Annotated in this window: 27 protein-coding genes; 6 read left to right on the top strand and 21 right to left on the bottom strand. The window is 68.6% G+C overall.

Going from position 1 to position 21,235, the window contains the following annotated elements; genetic code table 11:
- The 3 genes from GGQ97_RS01750 to GGQ97_RS01740 form a co-directional block, all read right to left on the bottom strand.
- Positions 1–1,128 (bottom strand): hypothetical protein, encoded by a 1,128-nt coding sequence (locus GGQ97_RS01750; protein ID WP_168067361.1) that lies wholly within the window; start codon positions 1,126–1,128, stop codon positions 1–3.
- Between the two features lie 84 nt (positions 1,129–1,212).
- Positions 1,213–2,592 carry a phosphoglucomutase/phosphomannomutase PgmG gene (gene pgmG / locus GGQ97_RS01745; protein ID WP_168067360.1) on the bottom strand — a complete coding sequence of 460 codons (1,380 nt, stop codon included), beginning with the start codon at positions 2,590–2,592 and terminating at the stop codon, positions 1,213–1,215.
- A gap of 52 nt (positions 2,593–2,644) precedes the next feature.
- Positions 2,645–3,427, bottom strand: coding sequence for a division plane positioning ATPase MipZ (locus GGQ97_RS01740; RefSeq protein WP_168067359.1), 783 nt, complete (start codon positions 3,425–3,427; stop codon positions 2,645–2,647).
- A 69-nt stretch (positions 3,428–3,496) separates the two neighbouring features.
- Between GGQ97_RS01740 and panC the strand changes: the two genes are divergently transcribed.
- Positions 3,497–4,357: a pantoate--beta-alanine ligase gene (gene panC / locus GGQ97_RS01735; protein WP_168067358.1), complete on the top strand. Its 861-nt coding sequence runs from the start codon at positions 3,497–3,499 to the stop codon at positions 4,355–4,357.
- 69 nt (positions 4,358–4,426) lie between these two features.
- Complete coding sequence (locus GGQ97_RS01730; protein ID WP_168067357.1) at positions 4,427–4,732, top strand: SEL1-like repeat protein; 306 nt, start codon at positions 4,427–4,429, stop codon at positions 4,730–4,732.
- Positions 4,733–4,770: 38 nt separating this feature from the next.
- Here the strand turns inward: GGQ97_RS01730 and pal are convergent, their stop codons facing one another.
- Genes pal through GGQ97_RS01700 form a run of 6 tightly spaced genes read right to left on the bottom strand, consistent with a single transcriptional unit; the run spans position 4,771 to position 9,061 of the window.
- Positions 4,771–5,295 carry a peptidoglycan-associated lipoprotein Pal gene (pal, locus tag GGQ97_RS01725; protein ID WP_168067356.1) on the bottom strand — a complete coding sequence of 175 codons (525 nt, stop codon included), beginning with the start codon at positions 5,293–5,295 and terminating at the stop codon, positions 4,771–4,773.
- 14 nt (positions 5,296–5,309) lie between these two features.
- Positions 5,310–6,617 carry a Tol-Pal system beta propeller repeat protein TolB gene (gene tolB, locus GGQ97_RS01720; protein WP_168067355.1) on the bottom strand — a complete coding sequence of 436 codons (1,308 nt, stop codon included), beginning with the start codon at positions 6,615–6,617 and terminating at the stop codon, positions 5,310–5,312.
- An 11-nt stretch (positions 6,618–6,628) separates the two neighbouring features.
- Positions 6,629–7,468, bottom strand: coding sequence for a hypothetical protein (locus tag GGQ97_RS01715; RefSeq protein WP_168067354.1), 840 nt, complete (start codon positions 7,466–7,468; stop codon positions 6,629–6,631).
- Positions 7,465–7,857, bottom strand: coding sequence for a protein TolR (gene tolR / locus GGQ97_RS01710; RefSeq protein WP_245197807.1), 393 nt, complete (start codon positions 7,855–7,857; stop codon positions 7,465–7,467). Before tolR ends, GGQ97_RS01715 begins: the two co-directional genes overlap by 4 nt.
- A gap of 59 nt (positions 7,858–7,916) precedes the next feature.
- The gene (gene tolQ / locus GGQ97_RS01705; RefSeq protein ID WP_168067352.1) at positions 7,917–8,600 is read right to left on the bottom strand and encodes a protein TolQ; all 684 of its coding nucleotides are present in this window, start codon (positions 8,598–8,600) and stop codon (positions 7,917–7,919) included.
- On the bottom strand, positions 8,597–9,061 hold the full coding sequence (locus GGQ97_RS01700) for a YbgC/FadM family acyl-CoA thioesterase (RefSeq protein WP_168067351.1): 465 nt from the start codon (positions 9,059–9,061) through the stop codon (positions 8,597–8,599). The genes tolQ and GGQ97_RS01700 overlap by 4 nt, the downstream gene beginning before the upstream one ends.
- 108 nt (positions 9,062–9,169) lie before the next feature.
- Here GGQ97_RS01700 and GGQ97_RS01695 point away from each other — a divergent pair, with 108 nt between their 5' ends.
- Both GGQ97_RS01695 and GGQ97_RS01690 read left to right on the top strand, forming a co-directional pair.
- Complete coding sequence (locus GGQ97_RS01695) at positions 9,170–9,628, top strand: hypothetical protein (protein ID WP_168067350.1); 459 nt, start codon at positions 9,170–9,172, stop codon at positions 9,626–9,628.
- A complete protein-coding gene (locus tag GGQ97_RS01690; RefSeq protein WP_168067349.1) occupies positions 9,621–9,827 on the top strand; it encodes a helix-turn-helix transcriptional regulator in 207 nt (68 codons plus the stop codon). Before GGQ97_RS01695 ends, GGQ97_RS01690 begins: the two co-directional genes overlap by 8 nt.
- Here the strand turns inward: GGQ97_RS01690 and GGQ97_RS01685 are convergent.
- Genes GGQ97_RS01685 through GGQ97_RS01645 form a run of 9 tightly spaced genes read right to left on the bottom strand, consistent with a single transcriptional unit; the run spans position 9,824 to position 15,666 of the window.
- On the bottom strand, positions 9,824–10,957 hold the full coding sequence (locus GGQ97_RS01685; RefSeq protein WP_168067348.1) for a DUF3089 domain-containing protein: 1,134 nt from the start codon (positions 10,955–10,957) through the stop codon (positions 9,824–9,826). The two genes, GGQ97_RS01690 and GGQ97_RS01685, sit on opposite strands and share 4 nt — an antisense overlap.
- A gap of 10 nt (positions 10,958–10,967) precedes the next feature.
- Positions 10,968–11,993 (bottom strand): Holliday junction branch migration DNA helicase RuvB, encoded by a 1,026-nt coding sequence (ruvB, locus tag GGQ97_RS01680; RefSeq protein WP_168067347.1) that lies wholly within the window; start codon positions 11,991–11,993, stop codon positions 10,968–10,970.
- Complete coding sequence (locus GGQ97_RS01675) at positions 11,990–12,634, bottom strand: hypothetical protein (protein WP_168067346.1); 645 nt, start codon at positions 12,632–12,634, stop codon at positions 11,990–11,992. The genes ruvB and GGQ97_RS01675 overlap by 4 nt, the downstream gene beginning before the upstream one ends.
- A gap of 8 nt (positions 12,635–12,642) precedes the next feature.
- Entirely contained in the window at positions 12,643–13,236 is a 594-nt protein-coding gene (ruvA, locus tag GGQ97_RS01670) for a Holliday junction branch migration protein RuvA (protein WP_168067345.1), read from the bottom strand.
- A 48-nt stretch (positions 13,237–13,284) separates the two neighbouring features.
- The gene (gene ruvC, locus GGQ97_RS01665) at positions 13,285–13,773 is read right to left on the bottom strand and encodes a crossover junction endodeoxyribonuclease RuvC (RefSeq protein WP_168067344.1); all 489 of its coding nucleotides are present in this window, start codon (positions 13,771–13,773) and stop codon (positions 13,285–13,287) included.
- An 11-nt stretch (positions 13,774–13,784) separates the two neighbouring features.
- Positions 13,785–14,528, bottom strand: a complete 744-nt coding sequence (locus GGQ97_RS01660) for a YebC/PmpR family DNA-binding transcriptional regulator (RefSeq protein WP_168067343.1) — start codon at positions 14,526–14,528, stop codon at positions 13,785–13,787.
- 32 nt (positions 14,529–14,560) lie between these two features.
- Positions 14,561–15,079, bottom strand: a complete 519-nt coding sequence (locus tag GGQ97_RS01655) for a DUF1003 domain-containing protein (RefSeq protein ID WP_425338727.1) — start codon at positions 15,077–15,079, stop codon at positions 14,561–14,563.
- The gene (locus GGQ97_RS01650; protein ID WP_168067341.1) at positions 15,076–15,393 is read right to left on the bottom strand and encodes a YbjQ family protein; all 318 of its coding nucleotides are present in this window, start codon (positions 15,391–15,393) and stop codon (positions 15,076–15,078) included. The genes GGQ97_RS01655 and GGQ97_RS01650 overlap by 4 nt, the downstream gene beginning before the upstream one ends.
- Before the next feature lie 30 nt (positions 15,394–15,423).
- Entirely contained in the window at positions 15,424–15,666 is a 243-nt protein-coding gene (locus GGQ97_RS01645) for a DUF2312 domain-containing protein (protein WP_168067340.1), read from the bottom strand.
- A 141-nt stretch (positions 15,667–15,807) separates the two neighbouring features.
- Between GGQ97_RS01645 and pyk the strand changes: the two genes are divergently transcribed.
- A complete protein-coding gene (gene pyk / locus GGQ97_RS01640; RefSeq protein ID WP_209022891.1) occupies positions 15,808–17,262 on the top strand; it encodes a pyruvate kinase in 1,455 nt (484 codons plus the stop codon).
- Here the strand turns inward: pyk and GGQ97_RS01635 are convergent.
- The gene (locus GGQ97_RS01635; RefSeq protein ID WP_168067338.1) at positions 17,259–18,140 is read right to left on the bottom strand and encodes an NAD(P)H-hydrate dehydratase; all 882 of its coding nucleotides are present in this window, start codon (positions 18,138–18,140) and stop codon (positions 17,259–17,261) included. The genes pyk and GGQ97_RS01635 overlap by 4 nt on opposite strands.
- Complete coding sequence (locus GGQ97_RS01630; RefSeq protein WP_168067337.1) at positions 18,137–18,904, bottom strand: histidine phosphatase family protein; 768 nt, start codon at positions 18,902–18,904, stop codon at positions 18,137–18,139. Before GGQ97_RS01630 ends, GGQ97_RS01635 begins: the two co-directional genes overlap by 4 nt.
- A 113-nt stretch (positions 18,905–19,017) precedes the next feature.
- On the opposite strand from GGQ97_RS01630, the gene GGQ97_RS01625 reads away from it, so the two are divergent.
- Positions 19,018–20,175, top strand: a complete 1,158-nt coding sequence (locus tag GGQ97_RS01625) for a beta-glucosidase (RefSeq protein WP_168067336.1) — start codon at positions 19,018–19,020, stop codon at positions 20,173–20,175.
- On the opposite strand, the gene GGQ97_RS01620 is transcribed toward GGQ97_RS01625, so the two are convergent.
- Positions 20,172–21,200, bottom strand: a complete 1,029-nt coding sequence (locus GGQ97_RS01620) for a glycoside hydrolase family 43 protein (RefSeq protein WP_168067335.1) — start codon at positions 21,198–21,200, stop codon at positions 20,172–20,174. The two genes, GGQ97_RS01625 and GGQ97_RS01620, sit on opposite strands and share 4 nt — an antisense overlap.
- Positions 21,201–21,235: the final 35 nt, after the last annotated feature.

The raw sequence follows: 21,235 nt of genomic DNA, 5'->3' as shown, positions 1-21,235 counted from the left end.
TTAGCTGCCGATCCGCCCAAGTAGCGCCTGCTGCAGCGACTGGAGGTTGCGGCCGATCGCGGCCTCGACCGCAGCCGGGTCGGTCCTGACGTCGAAGTGATGGACCTGGCTGATCGTCGCCGACCCGCCGCCGATCGCGCGGGCCGCGAAATTGGCCTTGGCCAGCGTGTTCCCGACGGTGGTGCCGGTGTTATTGGCGAGTGCGATGCGGCCCTTCATCAGGTCCTCGGCGAAGACCAGGTCGTGGGTCAGCTGGAGCCGGGCGAGGTTGCGGCCGTCGCCGGGCGGGGCGAGCGTGACCTCGGTGCCGTCGGCCTGGATCACCAGCCTGGGCTTGCCGTCGTAGCTGCCGGCGGTGCGGAACAGGCCGAAGCCGCGGCTGGCCATGTCCGTGTCGCGCAGGCCGACCACCAACCGGACGGTCATCACCGCGGCGCCGGTTTCCCTGGACAGCGGACCGACCGCCGCCGCCTGGTCCCAGGCGCTGCCGAAGTCCTTGAGGCCGCCGCCCATCTTCATCAGGCCGCGGGCCATGCCAAACATCCCGCCCATCCTGCCGCCGACCTTGGAGGCGACCGCGGCGCCGGTGTCGATGTTCTTCGACGCGGCGCCCTCGGGCGTGCGGGCCCCAGCCGGCATGGCAAAGCCGGCGCCTTCGACGCTGAAGATCTGGTTGAGGCCGCTGTCCCGCTCGACCGCCGCTGGCGTCGGCTTGAGCTTGGGCGCGAGCTTGCCCCAGGTCGCGGTGGAGGCCAGCTGGCGGGGGCCGAGCACGGTCAGGCCGCGGGCCTGCAGGCCCTGCACCCAGGCGGCGTAGAGCCGATCGGTCAGCTGCTGCCGTGACGCGGCGTCCAGCCCCTGCAGGCGATAGTCGACGCGGACATAGTCCTGGCGCTTCTCTTCCTTGGCCGAGAGGCCGTCGGAGACGTCGACGAATTCGACCGTGAACTGGGGAATGGCGACGGTCCGGGCACCGCCGAATGCCGGATTGCCGACCGCCTTGACGTAGGCCGCGTCAGCGACCGGATTGGCGGCGAACGGGGCCAGCTTGGCCTTTTGCGCCAGCGCCGGCGATGCACCGGCGACAGCCAACGTCACGCCAAGTCCAAGCGCCACCAATTTCCGCATGAGATTCCCCCCGACCGGACACGCACCCCCTGCGTATCTTCACGCAGGTTATTGTCGGTTGAGGGCAATGCGGCAAGCTATAAGTTAATGGTCGCCCTCGGTCCGCTCGATCTCGGACAGCGCGAGCTGCTGGTCGATCTCGGTCACCAGCAGGTCGAGGCCGCGCTGGTCGGTGGCCTCGGCGCGGGCGACCAGCACGTCCTGCGTGTTGGACGCGCGCAGCAGCCACCAGCCCTCGGGCGTGTTGACCCGCACCCCATCGGTCGCGTCGACCGTGGCGCCGTCGGCCGACAGCCGGTCGCGGACTTCCTCGATCACCGCGAACTTGCGGCTCTCGTCGACCGGGAAGCGGAGTTCGGGGGTCGAAACCGACACCGGCATTTCGGTCCTGAGCTGAGTCAGGCTCTTGCCGCTCGCCGCCACCGCCTCGATCAGTCGGACCGAAGCGTAGAGCGCGTCGTCGAAACCGTACCAGCGGTGCTTGAAGAAGATGTGGCCGCTCATCTCGCCCGCCAGCGGGGCCCCGGTTTCCTTCATCTTCGACTTGATCAGGCTGTGGCCGGTCTTCCACATCAAGGGGTGGCCGCCCATCTCGCCGATCCGGTCGAACAGGGTCTGGCTGGCCTTCACATCGGCGATAATGGTGGCGCCGGGCTGCTCTTCGAGCACCGGTCCGGCGAGGATCATCAGAAGCTGGTCGCCCCAGATCACCCGGCCCTGCCCGTCGACCGCACCGATCCGGTCGCCGTCGCCGTCGAAGGCGATGCCGAAGTCGAGACCCTTGTCACGGACCAGCGCCTTGAGGTGCTCGAGGTTCTTCTCGACCGTTGGGTCGGGATGGTGGTTCGGGAAGCGGCCGTCGACGTCGGTGAACAGGGTGTGGTGCTCGCCCGGAAGCAGCTTGATCAGCTTCTCCAGCGCGGGGCCCGCGGCGCCGTTGCCGGCGTCCCAGCCGATGCGATACGCGCCGCCCTTGAAGTCCTCGACCAGGCGCTGGACGTAGCGGTCCATCACGTCCTCGTCGGTGATTTTTCCCTCGCCCTCGGTCCAGCGGCCTTCGGCGGCGCGGGCGCCGAGCGCCTTGATTGCCGAGCCGAACACGCTGCCGCCCGGAAGCAGCATCTTGAAGCCGTTATAGTCGGCCGGATTGTGGCTGCCGGTGATCTGGATGCCGCCGTCGACATCGAGTTCGGACACCGCCCAGTAGAGCATCGGCGACGGCCCCTCGCCGACGCGGACCACGTCCATTCCGCCTTCGGTCAGGCCGCGGACCAGTGCCTCTTCCAGCCGCGGCGAATGCTCGCGCCCGTCGCGGCCGACGGCGAGCTTCCTTGCCCCCATCTCCTGCCCCTGCGCCGCGAAGGTGCGGCCGAGCGCATAGGCGTCCTCCTCGTGGAGGGTGCGGCCGACGATGCCGCGGATGTCATATTCGCGGAGGATGGTGGGATCGAAGCTGTGGGTCATGTCGCCCCCGAACGAGGAGAGTTGAGGAAGGTTGCGGCGAGGGCGGGAAAGATCAGGCCGCCTTGGCCGCTTCCGCGCCGGGCAGGCCGAGGCCCGCCACCATCTCGCGCAATTCCTGCCGCGCGGCGATGTGGGCGATCCCCGCGTCGCCGATCTGCTTGAGGTCGAGCAGGGTCAGGCCCTTGGGGAACAGTTCGCGGTAGATGACGCGCTCGCTGAGGCCCGGGATGACGCGGAAGCCAACCCGGCGCGCAAGCTCATCCATCGCCGCGCCGACGCGCTGCTGGTTGTGGCTGCCGATGTGCTGGAGACGGTTGCGCAGAACGACCCAGTCGACGCTCTTGCCGGCGGTCTTGGCCCGCGCGGTGCGGCTGTTCCAGATCAGCTCGGCATAGAAGCTCGGCTTGGTCACCTTGAAGGTGTCGGGGTTGACCTGCCCGATGAGGTCGAGGTCGACGAAGCTGTCGTTCATCGGGGTGACCAGAGTGTCGGCCTTGAGGATGGCGGCGCGGGCGACGGCGTCGTCGCGGCCGGGCGTGTCGATCACCAGCACGTCGGCCTGGCCCGCAAGGCCGGCGATGGCGGCGTCGAGCGCTTCCTCGCTCTGGTCCTCGAGCACCTGGAACACCGGCTGGGGCAGCTCGACCCCGAGGCGCCGCACCGACGCGGCGCGGTTCTCGAGATAGCGGGTGGTCGTCCGCTGGCGCTGGTCGAGGTCGAGCGCGGCGACGCGGTGGCCGGCGGCGGCCAGTGCAACGGCGGTGTGCACGGCGGTGGTCGACTTGCCGGTGCCGCCCTTTTCGTTGGCGAAGACGATGAAATGTGGGCTCGTCACTTGGTTTCTTCCCCGCGTAGCGCCAGAGGCGCGTCTTGTTGCAACCCAAGTAAACCGGGGGATTCGGCGGTGCAAATCATCCGTGAGCTTCAAGGGCTGAAGCCGGCGGTGGCGGCGCTTCGTGGCGCTGGGGACACGCTGGCGCTGGTGCCGACCATGGGCGCGCTCCACGACGGGCACCTCGCGCTGGTCGCCGAGGCGAGAAAGCACGCCGCGCGGGTCACCGCGACCATCTTCGTCAATCCGCTGCAGTTCAACGATCCCGGGGACCTTGCCCGCTACCCGCGGACCGAGGAGGCAGACCTCGCCAGGCTGGAGGCGGCGGGGTGCGACCTCGTCTGGCTGCCGACGCCGGCCCAGCTCTATCCGGACGGCTTCGCCACCAGCATTTCGGTGCGCGGGGTCAGCGAGCGGTGGGAGGGCGAGCATCGCCCCGGACATTTCGACGGAGTGGCGACGGTGGTGGCGAAGCTGCTGCTGGCGGTGCGGCCGACCCACGCCATCTTCGGCGAAAAGGACTGGCAGCAACTGGCGGTGATCCGCCGGGTCGAGGCCGACCTCGGGATGGGCGTCGCGATCCTCGGCCAGCCCACGGTGCGCGAAGCGGACGGGCTTGCGATGTCCTCACGCAACGCGCTGTTGTCACCGGAACACCGCGCGGAGGCGGTCGCCTTGCCTGCCGCCTTGCAGGCTGCCGGTAAGGAAATCGCCGCAGGTGGGGCGGTCGGACCTGCGCTGGAGCGCGCGAAAGCGACGCTTCGGGCGGAAGGCTTCTCCGATGTGGATTATGTCGCGCTGGTCGATGCCGACAGCCTCGAACCCCTTGAAAGCCCACGCGAACCAATGCGCCTGCTGGCCGCCGCAAGCATCGGCGGGGTACGCCTGATCGACAATATACCTGTCACTTCGGAGCAACAGGTAGGGTGGTAATTACCGCGTTAACCATTTGATAGCCCGCACGGGGGAGCTTGCCTGCAACGAAACAGGGGAGTTCAAGCAATGGCAATCGGTCAAAAAGGTGCGGAGTTCCTGATGATGAGCCGGCTTCGCGATGTGGAAGCGGGCGACGTCAATGCGCTGTTCGAGCTGGGCGTGACCTATTCGACCGGCAATGGTGCCGAGGTCGATCTCGTCGAAGCGCACAAGTGGTTCAACCTCGCGGCGCTCAATGGCTGCACCCGCGGGCAGGCCTGCCGCGCCGAGATCAGCATCGAGATGACCGCCCGCGAAATCGCCGAAGCGCAGAAGGCGGCGCGGGCCTGGCTGGCGCTGAGCGGTCGCGGCGCCACGCGCGCCGCCGCCTGAGGCAAGACGCCCCGGCCAAAACCCGGGCGACAGGAAGATCAGCGAACCACCACCGTCACGGCGCGGCGGTTCTGCGCCCAGGCGCTCTCGTCGGTGCCGTTGGCGACCGGGCGTTCCTTGCCCCAGCTGATGGTCAGCAGGCGGGCTTCCGGCACACCCTGCGCCATCAGGAACAGCTTGGCGGCCTGTGCGCGCCGCTCCCCCAGCGCCTGGTTATATTCACGCGTGCCGCGCTCGTCGGCATGGCCCTCGACCGAGGCGCGGACGTTCGGATTGGCGAGCATCCAGCGCGCCTGCGCGGTCAGCGTCGCCTGCGCGTCCGCCGACACGTCCGACTTGTCGGTCCCGAAATAGATGGTGTCCGATCCCGCCGCGGCGACCATCGCCGCCTGGCTTCCGGGAAGTTCGACCAGCCCGACGTCGTCGTTGGTCGCACCGCTTCCGGCCGCCGGATCGGTCGGGCCGGTCTGGGCCGGGGGCGTGGTCTGCGGCGCCTGGCGGCGACCGCAGGCGGTCAGCGAAAGGCTCAGGGCGAGGGTGGCGACGATCAGTGGTGCGCGCATCATGTTTCTCCTTGTCAGCGCTGCAGCGGGGACCAGCTCGGGTCGGAGCCGTCCTGCGGAGTGGGAAGGCGGCGGGCAGTGCCGCCGCCGACCGGAACCGCAAACAGGCTTGAGCGCCCGTCACGGGTAAAGCGATTGAACATCACGAACTGGCCGTTGGGGGCCCAGCTCGGGCTTTCGTCCTGCCAGCCGTCGGTCAGCGTCTGGTCGCCCCCGCCACCGGCGTTCATGACGCCGATCCGGAACGAGCCGACCCGGACGAAGGCGATCTTGTCGCCGCGCGGGCTCCACGCGGGGGAGCCGGCCGGACCGCCGAAGCTGATCCGCCGCTGATTCGATCCGTTCGCGTCCATCACGTACAATTGCTGCGATCCGCCGCGATCGCTTTCGAACACGATCCGGCGGCCGTCGGGCGAATAGCTGGGCGCGGTGTCGATGCCGGGCGCGCTGGTCAGCCGCTGGGGCACGCCGCTGCCGTCGGCGTTGGCGACCCAGATGTCGGTGTTGCCGTTGGCGGACAGCGCATAGGCGATGCGATTACCGTCGGGCGAGAAGCGCGGCGCACTGGTCAGCGCGAGGCCGGGCACCAGCAGGCGCTTGGTGCCGGTGGCGATGTCCAGCACCCACACCCGGGCGCGGCGGCCCTGGTAGCTGGTGTAGGCGAGGCGGCGGCCGTCGGGCGAGAAGCGCGGAGTGACCACGGTCGCCTCGCCCTCGGTCAGGTAGCGCAGGTTCGCCCCGTCCGAATCCATGATCGCGATGCGCTTCTGGCGATTGTTCTTCGGCCCGGTCTCGGCCACGAACACCACGCGGGTGTCGAGAAACCCGCCCTCTCCGGTCAGGCGCGAGTAGATGGCGTCGGCGCATTTGTTGGCCGCCCGGCGCCAATTGTCGGTGGTGACCTGGAAGCCCTGGCGAACCAGCTCGCGGCCCGCCCCGACGTCGTACAGGTAGCAACCGACGGTGATCTGGCCCGGGCCCGCCGGCCGGACGAAGCCGGTGACGAGCTGCTGCGCGCCAAGCCCGCGCCATTCGCCGAAGGCCGGTGCGTCGGCCTGGGCCACGCTGTAATTGGGAAGGCCGCCCGGCCCCAGCGGCGCGAACCGCCCGCTGGACCTGAGGCCCGACGCGATCACGCCCGCGATGTTGCGGCCGAGCGCCATCTCGACGCCGGCCTCGGTCGGCATGGCCGGCACCGCGACCGAAGTCGCGCTGTTGACGCCGCCGCTGGTCACTTCGACATCGACCGGCGGTGGCTCGCCCTGGGCAAGCGCCGGGCTCGCCACCAGCGCCGTCATGGCCAACAGCAGTTTACACTTCATCGCGGGCGTCCTCATTTCGCGGCATAGGTCAGGTTGATGTTGCCCCATCCGCCTTGCGGTGTGCTGTACAGCTCTGCCGGCAGGCGCAAGGGCGAGCAGGCGCGGAACACCGCCACCGCCTGGTCGTAGGCGAGATCCTCGAACTTGGCATTGTCCTCGTCGACGCCCGAAGTGCGGACCAGCGACGGCGGCCGCGACAGCCGGCCGGAGCGGTCGAGCCGCAGGTTGACGGTGACCCGGATCCGGTCGGCGCCGGGGCCGAGCGTCGACTGTCGCGCGGCGCAGGGCTGGATCTGGCGCTTGATCGCGCTGTCGACGCTGGCCTTGGCCGCGGCGCTGAAGGTCGCGGCGCCGTCCGCCGCCTCGCGCGGGGCAAGATCGCGGCTGGAGGGGATGCCGCGCAGGAAGTCGTCCCCGATCCGCGACTGGCGCGGGGGTGCCGGGCGGGGCTGGGCCGGGGCGGGGCGGGCGGGCTGGGGCCGCGCCACGCTCGGACGCGGCGGCGCCGGGCGCGTGGGAAGGGGCCGGGGCACCGGCGCGGGGGCCGGACGGGCGACTGGCGAGGGCAGCGGCGGCGGCGGCGGCGCCTGCTCCAGCGGCGTCGGCTGTGGCTGGGGCGGTGAGGGAGTCGGCTCGGACGCGGGCGCCTGGGCGGCCGGCGGCGGCGTCGCGGGAGTCGGGGCCGCGGCGGCCAGCGCCACCTCGTCGCTGTCGACGAACTCGACCTGAACCGGCGGCGGCTCGGGCGTATTGGGGACTTTGGCCAGGCTGGTGGTCAGCGCGACGACCAGAACGGCGTGCAGCAGCAGGGCCGCAGCCGTGCCTTTTGCTTCGCCGCTATCAACCCTCACTGGCTGCCGCCCTCGGCGGTACTGACCAGCGCGACGCGATTGAGGCCGGCGCGATTGAGCTCGCCCATCACCCGCATCACGCGGCCATAATCCAGCCCGCGGTCGGCGCGCAGGAAGATGCGGCGGCCTTCTTCCGGTGCGGGCTCGGCAGCGATCGCGGCCAGGCGCTGGGCCAGCGCATTCTCCGCGACCTGGGTGTCGTCGATGAAGATCCGGCCTTGTCCGTCGAGGCTGACCTGGACCGGCTGGACCTGGTTATCGAGCGGTGCCGCGCGGCTTTCGGGCAGGTCGACGGGAACGCCGGCGACGAGCAGCGGGGCGGTGACCATGAAGATGATCAGCAGCACCAGCATCACGTCGACCAGCGGCGTGACGTTAATCTCGGCCATCGGCGCGCGCCGGCCGCCGCGCCGCCTCGTCCCGGTTCTTTGGCCGACCGAAGCGCCCATCAGACGTCGCGCTCCAGTTCGTGGCTGAGCGTGCCGTGGAAGCGGTCGGCGAAGCGGTTCAGCCGCGCTTCCAACCGGTCGAGGCCGTGGGTCAGTCGGTTATAGGCGATCAGCGCGGGAATGGCGGCGAACAGGCCGATGGCGGTGGCGAATAGCGCCTCGGCGATCCCCGGCGCGACCACTGCGAGGCTGGTGTTGTTGGCCCCGGCGATGGCGGTGAAGCTGCGCATGATCCCCCACACGGTGCCGAACAGGCCGATGAACGGCGCCGAGCTGGCCACGGTGGCGAGGATGTTGAGGCGGTCGGACAGGCGATCGAGTTCCTGCTCGACCTCGGCGCCCATGACGGTGGTCAGCCGCTCGCGCGCGCCGCTGCGGTCGCCCGAGCGCAGGCCCACCGAACGCCGCCATTCCTTGAGGCCGGCGGTGACGATGCGGGCGCTCGGCACGTCGTCCTTGCCGCGCGCCTCATGATAGGCGTCGATGTCCTTGGCCGCCCAGAAATCGCGCTCCCAGGCCTCGCTGTCGCGGTTGATGCGCTTCAGCCGCTGGGCGTGGGTGATGATAATGCCCCAGGTCCACACGCTGGCGAGCAGCAGCCCGATCATCACCGCCTTCACCACGATGTCGGCGTGGAGGAAGAGGGCAAGCGGGCTCATCAGGTCGGCGGCAGGAGCCGTCATTCATCATCCTTTGTTGCGGCGCGGATCTCCTCGAACCGCGCGACCCAGTCCCGCGGCTGCCGCGTGGGCCGGCCGTCGGGGGTAAGAAAAGCGGCGGTAATCCGCCCCTCGGCCAGAGTCTCCCCAGCGCGGATGACTCGTTGCTGAATCCGGACGGATGCGGCGCGGACGTCCTCCACGGTCGAAATGATCAGCAGGTCGTCGCCGAGCCTGGCCGGGCGGAGGTAGCGGACGTTGGCCTCGGCCACCGCATAGACCCCGGTGCCGGCCTCGAGCGTGGCCCGCTGGTCGATCCCGGCGGCGCGGAGCATGTCGGAGCGGGCCCGCTCCATGAATTTCAGGTAATTGGCGTAATAGACGATCCCGGCGGTGTCGGTGTCTTCGAAATAGACGGTCAGGGCGAAGCGATGCTCGGGCCCGACGAAGCCGCCGCGATAGGGCTGGTCGTAGGATGGCGTCATGCCCGCGGGCTCTAGCGGCGCTGGACTCGGGCGTGAACCCCGCTTGACGGCGAAGTAACCCAAAGGTTACATGTTACCTACAGGTTACATCGGACGGGAGTGGGCGTTGTGAGCTATCAGACCAAGCGCGATTATTTCGGACCCTCCGTTGCGGACGTCGAGCGGCAGCGCCGGACCATGTTGTGGATGCTGCCGCTGATCCTGATGAACCAAGGGGTCGGCATCTTCGCTGCGGACGCGAGCGTGATACGGCAGGTCACGGGGACGATCGCTTGGGTCAGCGTCACCGCGGCGCTGCTGTGGTTCCTGCTGGGGATCAGGCTGCGCTGGATGTCACCGCAGGAGCACCGGCAGCTGAACGACGAATGGTATCAGGCGGTCATCGGCGATTCGGCGCGCTGGGCGTTTGCCGCGGTGGTCGTGACGGGGATGATTCTCTTCGTGACGCGCCACTGGTTCCCGCTGGAGGGCGCGAGGGGGGTGTTCGTCACGACCAACGCCGCGATCCTCACCGCCGCGCTCCGCCAGGCGTGGCTTAACCGCGGGCCGCTGGACGAGGATGACTGAGCGACTAGGCACCCGGCTGAAGGATGTGCGGGTCGAGGCCGGGCTGACCCAGTCCGAGCTCGCCGATCGCTGCGGGGTCAGCCGAAAGACGGTGAACACAGTCGAAAACGGGGTGTTCATCCCGTCGACCGTGCTTGCGCTGACGCTGGCGCGCGTCCTCGGCCGCCCGGTCGAGGAGCTGTTCTTTCTAACCGACTAGCGCGCGACCGCCTCGACCAGCCGGATGAGATCGCCCTGCGGGGCCGACATGTCGGCCAGATGCATGCCCCAGCCGGGGATGAAGAACCCGCCAAGACCGACCTCGCCGCCGATCCGGTCGGTCCACTTGGCGCCGGGGGTGACGTTGGTGCGAAGCTCCAGATAGCCGCGCTGGCCGTCGTTGACGCAGCGGCCGGACACGAGGCCTTCGGTACGCAGGAAGGGGGTCGGCGGCGTGCCTTCGGTCGACCAGCGGATCGGCCCGCCGGGGACCGCGGTGGTCAGGCGGGTATACCAATAGCTGTCGAGATCGGCCCATCCCCGCCTGCCCAGCGCCGCGGGATTGGTGCAGGCCACCGTCATGCCGGCTGCCGGGGCATAGCCGAACAGCGCGCCCGGCGGCGGCGGATTGTTGGTGCGGTAGGAGACATAGCTGACGACGCAGCCGCGTTGCCCGGCCGCGGTGCAGAGCGGGGTCGACTTGAACGTGCCGCCGACCAGCTTGCCGGCGGGAACCAGCACATTGTAGCCGGGGATGATCGCCAGTGCCATCTGCCGCGCTGCCGGCTTGCCCTCGATCTCGTCGGCGATCAGCTTCTGCAGGTGCCAGCTGCCCTGGCTGTGCCCGACCAGCACGAACGGACGGCCGCGCGTCCGGCCGAGGAAGCTGCGAAAGGCGCTGCGCACGTCTCCGTAGGCGACATTGAACGCGGGGCGAATGTCCTGCCCAAGCGCCGCCGCACCGATCGCGGATGCGGTCATCTGGCGATAGATGGGGGCGAAGGGGCGGCACACGCCGGCGAAGCGGGCGAACTGCGAGGCGGCGGCCGATCGTTCCTCGTTCACCGAAACATCGCTGTTGAGCCCGCGATCCTGGCTGACGGTCGGATAGATGTAGAAGCAGTCGACCTTGGGGCTGGCCGCCGGGCGCGCCTGCCCGTTCGAGCCATAGCCCTGCCTGGTCAGCGCGGTCGTCGCCAGCGGCGTGGAGCAGCTGTCGGAGCGGCCCGGCAGGCACAGCCACAGATTGTCATAGGCATAGCCGAGCGCCGACGAGTTGGTGACCGGCGGGGATGCCGCGACGCTGGCCTGGGCAGCGCCAAGGAGCAGTGGGGCAAGCAGAAGCGACATCGCGAAAATCCTAGTCGAAGAGGCCGTTCGGGGTGCCCGATGGCGGGGTCAGGCCGAGGTGGGTCCAGGCCTTGCCGTTGAGGCAGCGTCCGCGTGCGGTGCGGGCGATGAGGCCGAGCTGAATGAGATAAGGCTCGATCACGTCCTCGATAGTGTCGCGCGGCTCGCTGAGGCCGGCGGCGAGCGTTTCCACCCCGACCGGCCCGCCGCCATAAAGGTCGGCGATCATGTGGAGATAGCGGCGGTCCATCGCGTCGAGGCCGAGCGCGTCGATCTCCAGCCGGCTGAGCGCGCGGTCGGCGGCGGCCATGTCGATGCTGTCGGAGCCCGCGGCATGGGCAAAGTCGCGGACCCGGCGCAGCAGCCGCCCGGCGATGCGCGGGGTGCCCCGGCTGCGGCGGGCGATCTCGTGCGCGCCGTCCTCGGTGACCGGCGCGCCGAGCAGGCTGGCGGCGCGGCGAACCACCAGTTCAAGCTCGGGCACGGTGTAGAAATTGAGCCGGACGGGAATGCCGAAGCGGTCGCGCAGCGGGGTGGTCAGCAAGCCCTGCCGGGTGGTTGCGCCGACCAGGGTGAAGCGCGGCAAGTCGATCCGCACCGAGCGCGCCGAGGGCCCCTCACCGATGACGAGGTCGAGCGCGCGGTCCTCCATCGCCGGATAGAGCACTTCCTCGACCGCCGGATTGAGGCGGTGAATCTCGTCGATGAACAGAACGTCGCCGTCCTCGAGGTTGGTCAGAAGCGCGGCAAGATCGCCCGACTTGGCGATCACCGGGCCGGAGGTGGCGCGGAAGCCGACGCCCATCTCGCGCGCGACGATCTGCGCCAGCGTGGTCTTGCCGAGGCCGGGCGGGCCGAAGAACAGCACGTGGTCGAGTGCCTCGCCTCGTGCCTTGGCGGCGGCGATGAACACGCGGAGATTCTCGCGCGCCGCCTGCTGGCCGACGAATTCGTCCAGCCGCTTGGGGCGCAGCGCGGCGTCGACGTCCTCGGCCGTGCGCTCGGGCGTGGTGATGCGGTCGGGATCGGTGGTCATTCAAGGGGAGCCGCTTCAATTGGCTCAGGTGGATGCTCTTCCAGCGGAGTTTGCAGTGGAGGTGTTATCGCCTCGCGGCCAAGCAAGACTCGCCGGGCGAGGCGAACTGAGTCTGGCCTGCGGCCTAGACTTTTGCTTCCGATCAATCCCCGCACATGCACTGTTTTTAGAAAGGTGGTGTCGCGGGAATTCGCAATGTCCGGGTTCCGGGCGTAAGCCATACCAATCAGAGTGCGTTCTAGCCATTCGATGTAGGGCGAATGGGATGCGCCCTTGGCGAAGCGCCAGTCGTCATCGAATGGCTTTGTGATGAGCGGGAAGAGAAACAACTGAGGCGGTCCTCTTCTTCTCACGTTTCTTTTTGGCCGAAGGGCCCAGTTGTAATGATTCAGTTTATGATCAGTAAACGCTTCTGCAGCGGAACCGCCTTGCGCAACGGTCTTCCCTACATACCAGGGTCGCAACTGCGAACGCCCCAAGCTGAAGAGATAACAGCCGATTGAAGCCGACAAGTCGCAATCGGCCTCGGAATTGATTTCCCGCCACCAGTCGGCTGACGGGCGGCAAGCTCTTCCTCGGTCGTCCAAGGGAACTTGAAAGGGACCGAAGGTCTCAAAGTAGTGGTCGCTTGAGTAGCTCATCGGTTTACCTACTTCGCCGCCTTGCGCAGCGCCAGCCGAACCAGCGCGTCGAGGGTCGCGTCGGGGCCCAGTTCCTCGGCCGCGGCGGCGACGGCCTGCGCGGCTTCGGCTGGCTTGAACCCGAGGTTGGCGAGCGCCGACAACGCGTCGTTGGTGGCGGGATTGGCGGCGGCCGGCGTTCCCGGCCCGAGCGCCGGGGCAAGGCCGAGCTTGCCCTGCAGTTCGAGCGCGATGCGCTGGGCCAGCTTGGGACCGACCCCGCTGGCCCGCGCGATCATCGCTTTGTCGCCGGCCGACACGGCGCGCGCCAGATCGTCGGGCGAAAGGATGGTGAGGATCGCAAGCGCCAGCCGCCCGCCGACACCCTGCACCCCGGTAAGCTGCCGGAACGCCTCACGCTCCGCCGCCGCGCCGAATGCGAACAGGGTCATGCTGTCTTCGCGGACCTGAAGCTCGGTCAGCAGGATGACGTCGCCGCCCACCGGCGGAAGCGCGGACAGGGTCCGTCCGCTCGCCAGCACGAGATAGCCGACCCCGCGCACGTCGATCACGGCGCTGTCGGCGGAAAGTTCGGCGAGGATACCGGCGAGGCGGGCGATCATGGGGCGGTTAGAGCAGGAACAAAAGGCGCACGCAAATGGCTTGAGCGCCTAGCGCACGCCGCGCCGCGCGCTGGCGAGATGATGGGCGTGGGTGATGGCGACCGCAAGCGCATCCGCCGCATCCTCGCCCGCGATCTTCGCGCCGGGCAGCAGCATCGCCACCATCGCGTGAACCTGGTCCTTGGACGCGCCGCCGGTGCCGACCACCGCTTTCTTCACCACCGAGGGCGCATATTCGCCGACCTCCAGCCCGCCCCGCGCCGCGCACATCAGCGCCACCCCGCGCGCCTGAGCGAGCTTGAGGGTCGAGGCGGGGTTCTTGTTGACGAACACTTCCTCGGCGGCGGCGGCGGCCGGCCGATGCTCGGCGACGATCGCCTCCAGCGCGCCGGCCAACTCGGCCAGCCGCGTCGCGAGCGGCAGGCTGGCTTTGGTCTTGATCTGGCCGTTGGCGACATGCGCCAGGCGATTGCCCTCGGCCCGGACGATCCCCCACCCGCAGGACGAGAGCGAGGGATCGAGGCCGAGAATAATCATCGCGTCGGCGCTCAGCCGAGCTTCGCCAGCTCGTCGTCCGAGATGTCGTAATTGCCCCACACGGTCTGGACGTCATCGTCGTCCTCGAGCGCGTCGACCAGCTTCATCAGGCTTGCGACGGCATCGCCCGCGACCTCGGTGGTGAGCGTCGGCTTCCACGCCAGCTTGACGGCATCGGCCGGCCCGAGCGCCGCTTCGAGCGCCTTGGCGACATCGTGCATGCCGTCCTGCTGGGTCCAGATCTGGTGGCCGTCCTCGTCGCTCTGGACGTCGTCGGCCCCGGCCTCGATCGCGGCTTCCATGACCTTGTCCTCGTCACCCGCGGCGGCGGGATATTCGATCAGGCCGAGCCGCTCGAAGCCGTGGGCGACGCTGCCGCTGGCACCGAGATTGCCGCCGTTCTTGCTGAACGCGGTGCGGACGTTGGTTGCGGTGCGGTTGCGATTGTCGGTCAGCGCCTCGACGATGATCGCCACGCCGTTCGGGCCATAGCCCTCGTAGCGGACTTCCTCGTAATTCTCCGCGTCGCCCTTGCTCGCCTTGTCGATCGCGCGCTGGATATTGTCCTTGGGCATCGACTGCGCCTTGGCGGCATTGACCGCGGCGCGCAGGCGCGGGTTCATGTCGGGATCGGGCATCCCCATCTTCGCCGCGACGGTGATTTCGCGGCTGAGCTTGGAGAACATGCCCGAGCGCTTTTTGTCCTGCGCGCCCTTGCGGTGCATGATGTTCTTGAATTTGGAATGGCCGGCCATGGTGGTCCTGTAGATTTGGTCTGGCAGGCGCCTTAGCCGCGCCGCCCGTCCGGCTCAACGTCGGCCTTGTCGAGCAGCAGGTCGACCTTCTGGTGAAGCTGCGCGATCGACAGCTCTGCGCGGATGTTGGTCTCGAAATCCACCGACGCGTCCTGGCGATCCTTATGGCTCTGCCGATTCTGGCTCATCATGATGATCGGCGCCTGGATCGCGGCCAGCGTCGACAGCATCAGGTTCAAGAAGATGAACGGATAGGGGTCGAACACCAGCCCCCAGTGGTTCAGTACGTCGGTGTTGAGCAGCATCCACCCGAGCAGCACCAGGGTGAAGCTGATGATGAAGCCCCAGCTTCCGCCGACCCTGGCGACCCGGTCGGCCAGCCGCTCCCCGAAGGACGGCGTGTCGAGCCCGGTATGGACATGGCTATGGTGCCCCGAGGCGAGGCTTTCCAGCACCGAGCGTTCGGCCGGGCTGCATTCGTCGCCGATACGGCCCAGCAGCTCGGCGGCAAGCTCGGCGACCGAAGGAACCCGGTCGGCCACGTGGCTCAGAGCTTCACCGCAGTCCCGCAGGCGCAGACCATCAGCATCGAGCCCGACTTGCCGATCACCTCATAGTCGAAGTCCACCGCGAGGATCGCATCGGCGCCGAGCCGGCGGGCGGAGGCTTCCATCTCGGCCATCGCCTGGGCGCGGGCTTCCTGGATCGACGATTCGTACGCGCCCGAGCGGCCGCCGAGGAAGTCGGTGACCGAAGCGAAGATGTCCTTGATGACATTGGCGCCGACGATGACCTCGCCGCCGACCAGGCCGAGATAGTCGCGGACCGGTCGCCCATCGAGCGTCGAGGTGGTGGTGATGATCATCGTGTCGGTTCCCCCTGTGAGAAGCCGACCTTAGTGCAGGCCCAGCGCATTGCGATAGGTTTCGAGCAGGGCGTCCGCTTCGTCGCGGGCGTGCTTCTCCATCTTGCGCAGGCTGACGACCTTGCGCATCGTCTTGGTGTCGAAGCCGGTCGCCTTCGCTTCGGCGTACACATCCTTGATGTCGTCGGCGACGCCCTTCTTTTCTTCTTCCAGACGCTCGATGCGCTCGATCAAAAGGCGCAGCTGGTCGGCCGCGACGTTGCCGTCGGACATGATTCCCTCTCCCCGGTGAATAGGTATGCGGGGGCGCCCTTAGGCCAGTGAAGGGGGTGCGCCAAGCGGTTGAACAACCAGCCGTGCCCGCTATGGCTCGGCGGCAACAGCAGCAGACCGGAAGATGGGAGTAGAGTGGCGATGTCGGTAGGACCGCGCGGACGCAAGGTCAGGATTCTCGCCACCTTGGGGCCCTCCTCGAGCAGCCGGGAAATGATCGCCAAGCTGATGGCCTGCGGGGCGGACGCCTTCCGGATCAACATGAGCCACGGCGACCAGGCCACCAAGGCGCAGCTGGTCGACACCATCCGCAGCCTCGAGGTCGAGCACAAGCGCCCGAGCTGCATACTGTTCGACCTGCAGGGTCCCAAGCTTCGGGTCGGCCGCTTCGCAAGCGGATCGGCGCTGCTCGAGACCGGCGCCCGTTTCGTGCTCGACGCGGACGAAACGCCCGGCTCCGCCGAGCGGGTCGAACTGCCGCATCCCGAATTGTTCGAAGCGGTGCGCGAAGGCGACCAGCTGCTGATCGACGACGGCAAGATCCGCCTGCGGGTCGCGGCGGTTACCGCCAGCCGGATCGAGACCATCGTCGAGGTCGGCGGCAAGGTCAGCAATAACAAGGGCGTCAACGTGCCCGACGTGCTGGTGCCGATCCCGGCGCTGACCGAAAAGGATCGTGACGACCTTCAGTTCGCGCTTGCGCAGGGCGCCGACTATATCGCGCTGAGCTTCGTCCAGCGGGCCGAGGACGTCGAGGAAGCGCGCGCGCTGATCGGCGACAAGGCCGCGCTGATGGTCAAGATCGAGAAGCCGGCGGCGATCGAGCGGCTGGAGGGCATCCTCGCCCATGCCGACGCGGTAATGGTCGCGCGCGGCGACCTTGGCGTGGAGCTTCCGGCCGAAGCGGTGCCGCCCTTGCAGAAGATGATCGTCGCCCGCGCCCGCGAGCTCGGCAAGCCAGTGGTGGTGGCGACCCAGATGCTGGAAAGCATGATCACCTCGCCCACCCCGACCCGGGCCGAGGTCAGCGACGTCGCCAATGCCATCTACGACGGCGCCGATGCGGTGATGCTGTCTGCCGAGAGCGCCGCCGGCGACTTCCCGGTCGAAGCGGTGGCGATGATGGACCGGATCGGCCGCTCGGTCGAAGCCGACCCCAAATATGCCGAGCGGGTGCACTTCACCGCCACCCCGGCCGAACCCAACACCGCCGATGCGCTGGCCGAAAGCGCGGGCAACATCGCCAATACGGTCAAGGTCGCGGCGATGGTCTGCTACACCTCGACCGGTGCGATCGCCCGCCGCATCGCCCGCGAGCGCGGCCCGGTCGCCTTGCTGGTGATGACCGCGAGCCGCACGGTGGCCCGCCGGATGGGGCTGGTGTGGGGGGTCCACGCCGTCCACACCCGTGACGTCGCCAGCTTCGAGGAAATGGTCGGCAAGGCCAAGCGCATGGTGCTTCGCCACAAGCTTGCCGCGGGCGGCCAGCGGGTGATCATCATGGCCGGCGTGCCGTTCGGGACCGCCGGTTCGACCAACGTGCTGCACGTGGTGCGGGTGGTCGGCGACGAACTCGACGATTACGGCGTCAGCTAGAGCATTCCGCCATCGCGCAGGATGCCGGGCACCTCGCCCGGTATTTCCCGCGCGAGGAAGCCGAGGGTGCCGATCTTCTCGCCCAGCCGGCGACCGGCCTCGCCATGGCACCACACGCCCCATAGCAGCGCGGTGAGCGGATCGGCGCGGCGTGCGAGGAGGCCGCCGACGATTCCCGCCAGCGTGTCGCCAGACCCCGAGACGCCGAGGCCGGGGCCGCCGCCCGGGTAGCGAAATAGTTGTCCGTCGGGCGCGACGATGTGGCTCTGCACGCCCTTGACCAGAGTAAGGCAGCCATAAAGTTCGGCACAGCGGCGGCCGGCATCGACCGGGTCGGCCTCGACCTCCGCTTCCTCGCAGCCGAGCAGGCTCGCTATCTCGCCGGCATGGGGCAGGAGGATGGTCGGACATTCCGAGCTTTTCACCTCGCGTCGCCTTGCCGGCAGCGCGTGGAGGAGGGCGGCGTCGAGCACCAATGGCCTACCGCCACCGACCAGCGCCTCGGCCAGTGCTTCGGTCGCCTTATTTCCGCGCATGCCCGGACCGGCGACGACCACGTCGGCTTGGCCCGCACGGTCGGCGACCTGCCGGACGGTGGAGGGTGCGAAACCGCCGTCGCGGCCCTCGGCCATGCCGGTGACCATCGCTTCGGGCATCGAGATGGACAGGCCCGGCGCCGCGCTGTCGACCGTGACGATCTGCAACCGCCCGGCGCCCGCCCGCATCGCGCCCATGGCGGTCAGCAGCGCCGCCCCCGCCACCTCGCGGCTTCCGGCGACGATCAGAATCGAGCCGCGCTCGTCCTTGTCTCCGCCGGCGATCGGCGGGAGTGGGAAATGCCGAAGCGTCGCGTGGTCGAGTTCGACCGGAGCGGTCACCTGCTCCCCACCATCTGGTCGGGCGCGGCGGTCACCGGGGCGCCCTGCTCCTCGAGCGGGGCGGCATGGTTCCACAGCGCCAGCCTGGGCGCGCAGTCGAGCTCCTGCACGTCGAAATCGAAGGCGCAAATCCCGCAGTTCAGGATGTCGGCGGCCTTGTCGATGGCGAGGATGTCGGTCTCCTCCAGCTCCTCCAGCACGTAGCGCATGCACAGCACCACTACCTGGTGGCAGACGATCAGCACCCGCCGCCCGTTATAGTGGAGGTTGATCGAATTCATCGCCGAGCGCAGCCGCAGGATGACGTCGGCCCAGCTCTCGCCGCCGGGCGGGCGATGATAGAATTTGCCGAGCCGGGTCCGGTGGGCTGCTTCCTCCGGATACTGCTGGCGAATGCCGAGCGCGGTGAGGCCGTCGAATACACCGAATTCGCGCTCGCGGAGCCGCTCGTCGATGACCGTTCTGGCCCGACCCCCGGCAAGGCCCCCCGCTTCGCAGATCGCGCGGGCGGTCTGGCGGGCACGCAGGTAGGGCGAGGACAGGATGACCTCGGGCTTTTCGTGGTCGGGCAGCGCGGCGAACCAGCGTCCGGCAGCGTCGGCCTGCTGGTGGCCGAGGTCGGACAGGGGCACGTCGACGTCGCGGATGTCGATCCCGATCGTCGCCAGGCCCTCGGCCTCCGACCGGTCGCGCGCGACATTGCCCTGGCTCTGGCCATGACGGACGAGGTACAGGCGCTGGGGCCAGTGGCTGGTCGGCTGCAAGCGGGTCGATCCTTTCCAGTTTCCGTCAAAGCACGAGCGACCGCGAAGGTTCAATCGGGGGTGACCCGCCGTCCCTGGGCTCGAATCCCGTCCTCATGTGTTGGGGGATCGTTATGCACGGCCCCGAAACGATTTTTGCCAGTTTTTTCCAGGGCGGGTTCGAATGCTCCTCGCACCGCCGCCGCGACGGGGTGCGTCTCGACCTCTTGCGGGCGACCGGCCACGACCGGCATGTCGCGAGTGACTATCGTCAGTTGCACGACCTGGGCCTTCGCACGATTCGCGACGGGGTTCGCTGGCACCTGATCGAAAAGGCACCCGGCCAGTACGACTGGTCGAGCTGGACCCCGGCGCTCGAAGCGGCCGCGGATGTCGGCATGGAGGTGATCTGGGACCTCTTCCATTACGGCTCGCCCGATCACGTCGACCAGGGCGCTGATAACTTTCCCCGCCGCTACGCCGACTTCGCGCTCGCCGCGGTCGAGCATCACCAGCAGGTGGTCGGCGGGAGGCCTCTGCTGTGCCTCGTCAACGAAATCAGCTTCATGGCCTGGGCGGTCGAAGTCGCTTATTTCCCGCGGCCTGCTGGCGCGGAGCGGAAGGGCTGGTTCAAGGAGCAACTGGCCCGCACCGCCATCGCCGCCGCCGCCGCTGTCCGGGCGGAGTTTCCCGACGCGCTGCTAGTATGGGCCGAGCCCCTGGTCCACGTCGCTCCGCGCGATCACCGCCGCAAGTCGGTCGAGGCCGCCGAGCGCGAGCGGCAGGGTCAGTTCGAAGCCTATGACTGGCTGACCGGCCGCGCCCGGCCCGAGCTTGGCGGCGACCCGAGCTTCGCCGACCTCATCGGACTCAACTATTATCCGCACAACCAATGGTATCTCGACGGGCCGACCATCCCGATGGGGCATCACGAATATCGTTCGCTCGCCGACATGCTGGTCGAGATCGCGGAGCGTTACGGCAAGCCTTTGTTCCTGGCCGAGACGGGTGCCGAAGGCAGCGGCCGGGCGGCGTGGCTCCATCATGTCTGCGGCGAAGCGCGCGAGGCGATGGAGCGCGGCGTCGACCTTCAGGGCATCTGCTGGTTCCCGATCACCGCCTATCCCGGCTGGGACAACAGCCGCCATGCCGAGGCGGGGCTGCTGTCGACGGTAACGGCGGACGGCAAGCGCCACGTCGATGCGCGGCTGCTGGAGGAGCTTCGCGAGCAAGAGCAGCGCTTCGCCGCGTGGGCGAAGCGGCCGGGCAAGCGGGTGCTCGAACTCGCCTAGACTGCTGGCGCCTTTTCCTCGCCGGTCGACGGCGTGCGCACCACCGGCCAGCCGTCCGCCCAGTCGATCCGGTCGATCAGCAGCACGCGGCGACTGTTGATCTCGTCCTCTTGGCGCTGGCGCGGGCGGTCGATGTCCACCGCATGATAGAGGATCCAGTGGACTCCGGCGCGGTCGGTGACGATCCCGTTGTGCCCCGGCGCGAGCCACTTGTCGTTGCGGGTCAGCATCAGGCTGTGCCTGATCCCGCGCACCTGCTCCAGCGTCTCGAACGGCCCGAGCGGGTCGCTCGCCCGCGCGACCATCACGCCATATTCGGCCTGCGGTCCGCAGCAATTGTCGCCCGAATAGAAGAGGTAATAGGCGCCGTCGTGCGCGATCACCCATGCCGCCTCGACCAATCGGGGAAAGGCGCCGGGTTCGGGATTGGGCCAGATGATGTCGGTCGGCCGGGTGCCCGGCGCGAAGGACAGGAGGTCCGCGCTCAGTTCCTGCACCTTGATCGGCTGGAAGCCTGAACCCCAGTAGAGAAAGAACCGGCCGCTTGCGGGGTCGCGCAGCACCATGGGGTCGATCACCTCGAACCCCTGACCGTTGAGGAACGGCTGGCCGATGTCGGTGAACGGCCCTTCCAGCCGCTCGGCGACGGCGATGGCCAGGCTGTGCCCGGGCTCGTCGTCGCAGGCGTCCGGCTTGGCCGAATAGAACATGACGAAGCGTTCGCCGTCGCGAAGGACGTAAGGCGCCCAGAAATCCTGGGTGTGGCTGGCCCAGATCGGCTTGACCGGCAAGGCGTCGCCCAGATGCTCCCAGTCGATCAGGTCGGCGGAGCGGGCGACCTGGATGTTGATCCAGCCGTCCTTGTCGCGGCTCTGCGTCGCGTATGCGTAGTAGTAGCCGTCGTCCGCCAGCAGCGCGGACGGGTCCGGGAAGTCGCGATCGAGAACTGGATTGCGGTAGGTATGGCGGGCCCCGTCAGCGGCCGCCGAAACAGTGACGGCGCGGTCGCGCTCAGGGTCGGGCATTCAGGTCATGTAGTGGGAAAAGCCGCCGGCGGAAA

It is taken from the genome of Sphingomonas kaistensis (assembly GCF_011927725.1).
In the GTDB taxonomy this organism is placed as follows: Bacteria; Pseudomonadota; Alphaproteobacteria; order Sphingomonadales; family Sphingomonadaceae; genus Sphingomicrobium; species Sphingomicrobium kaistense.
Note: the sequence above shows the minus strand (reverse complement) of the source record. Positions and strands in the feature narration are given on the sequence as shown.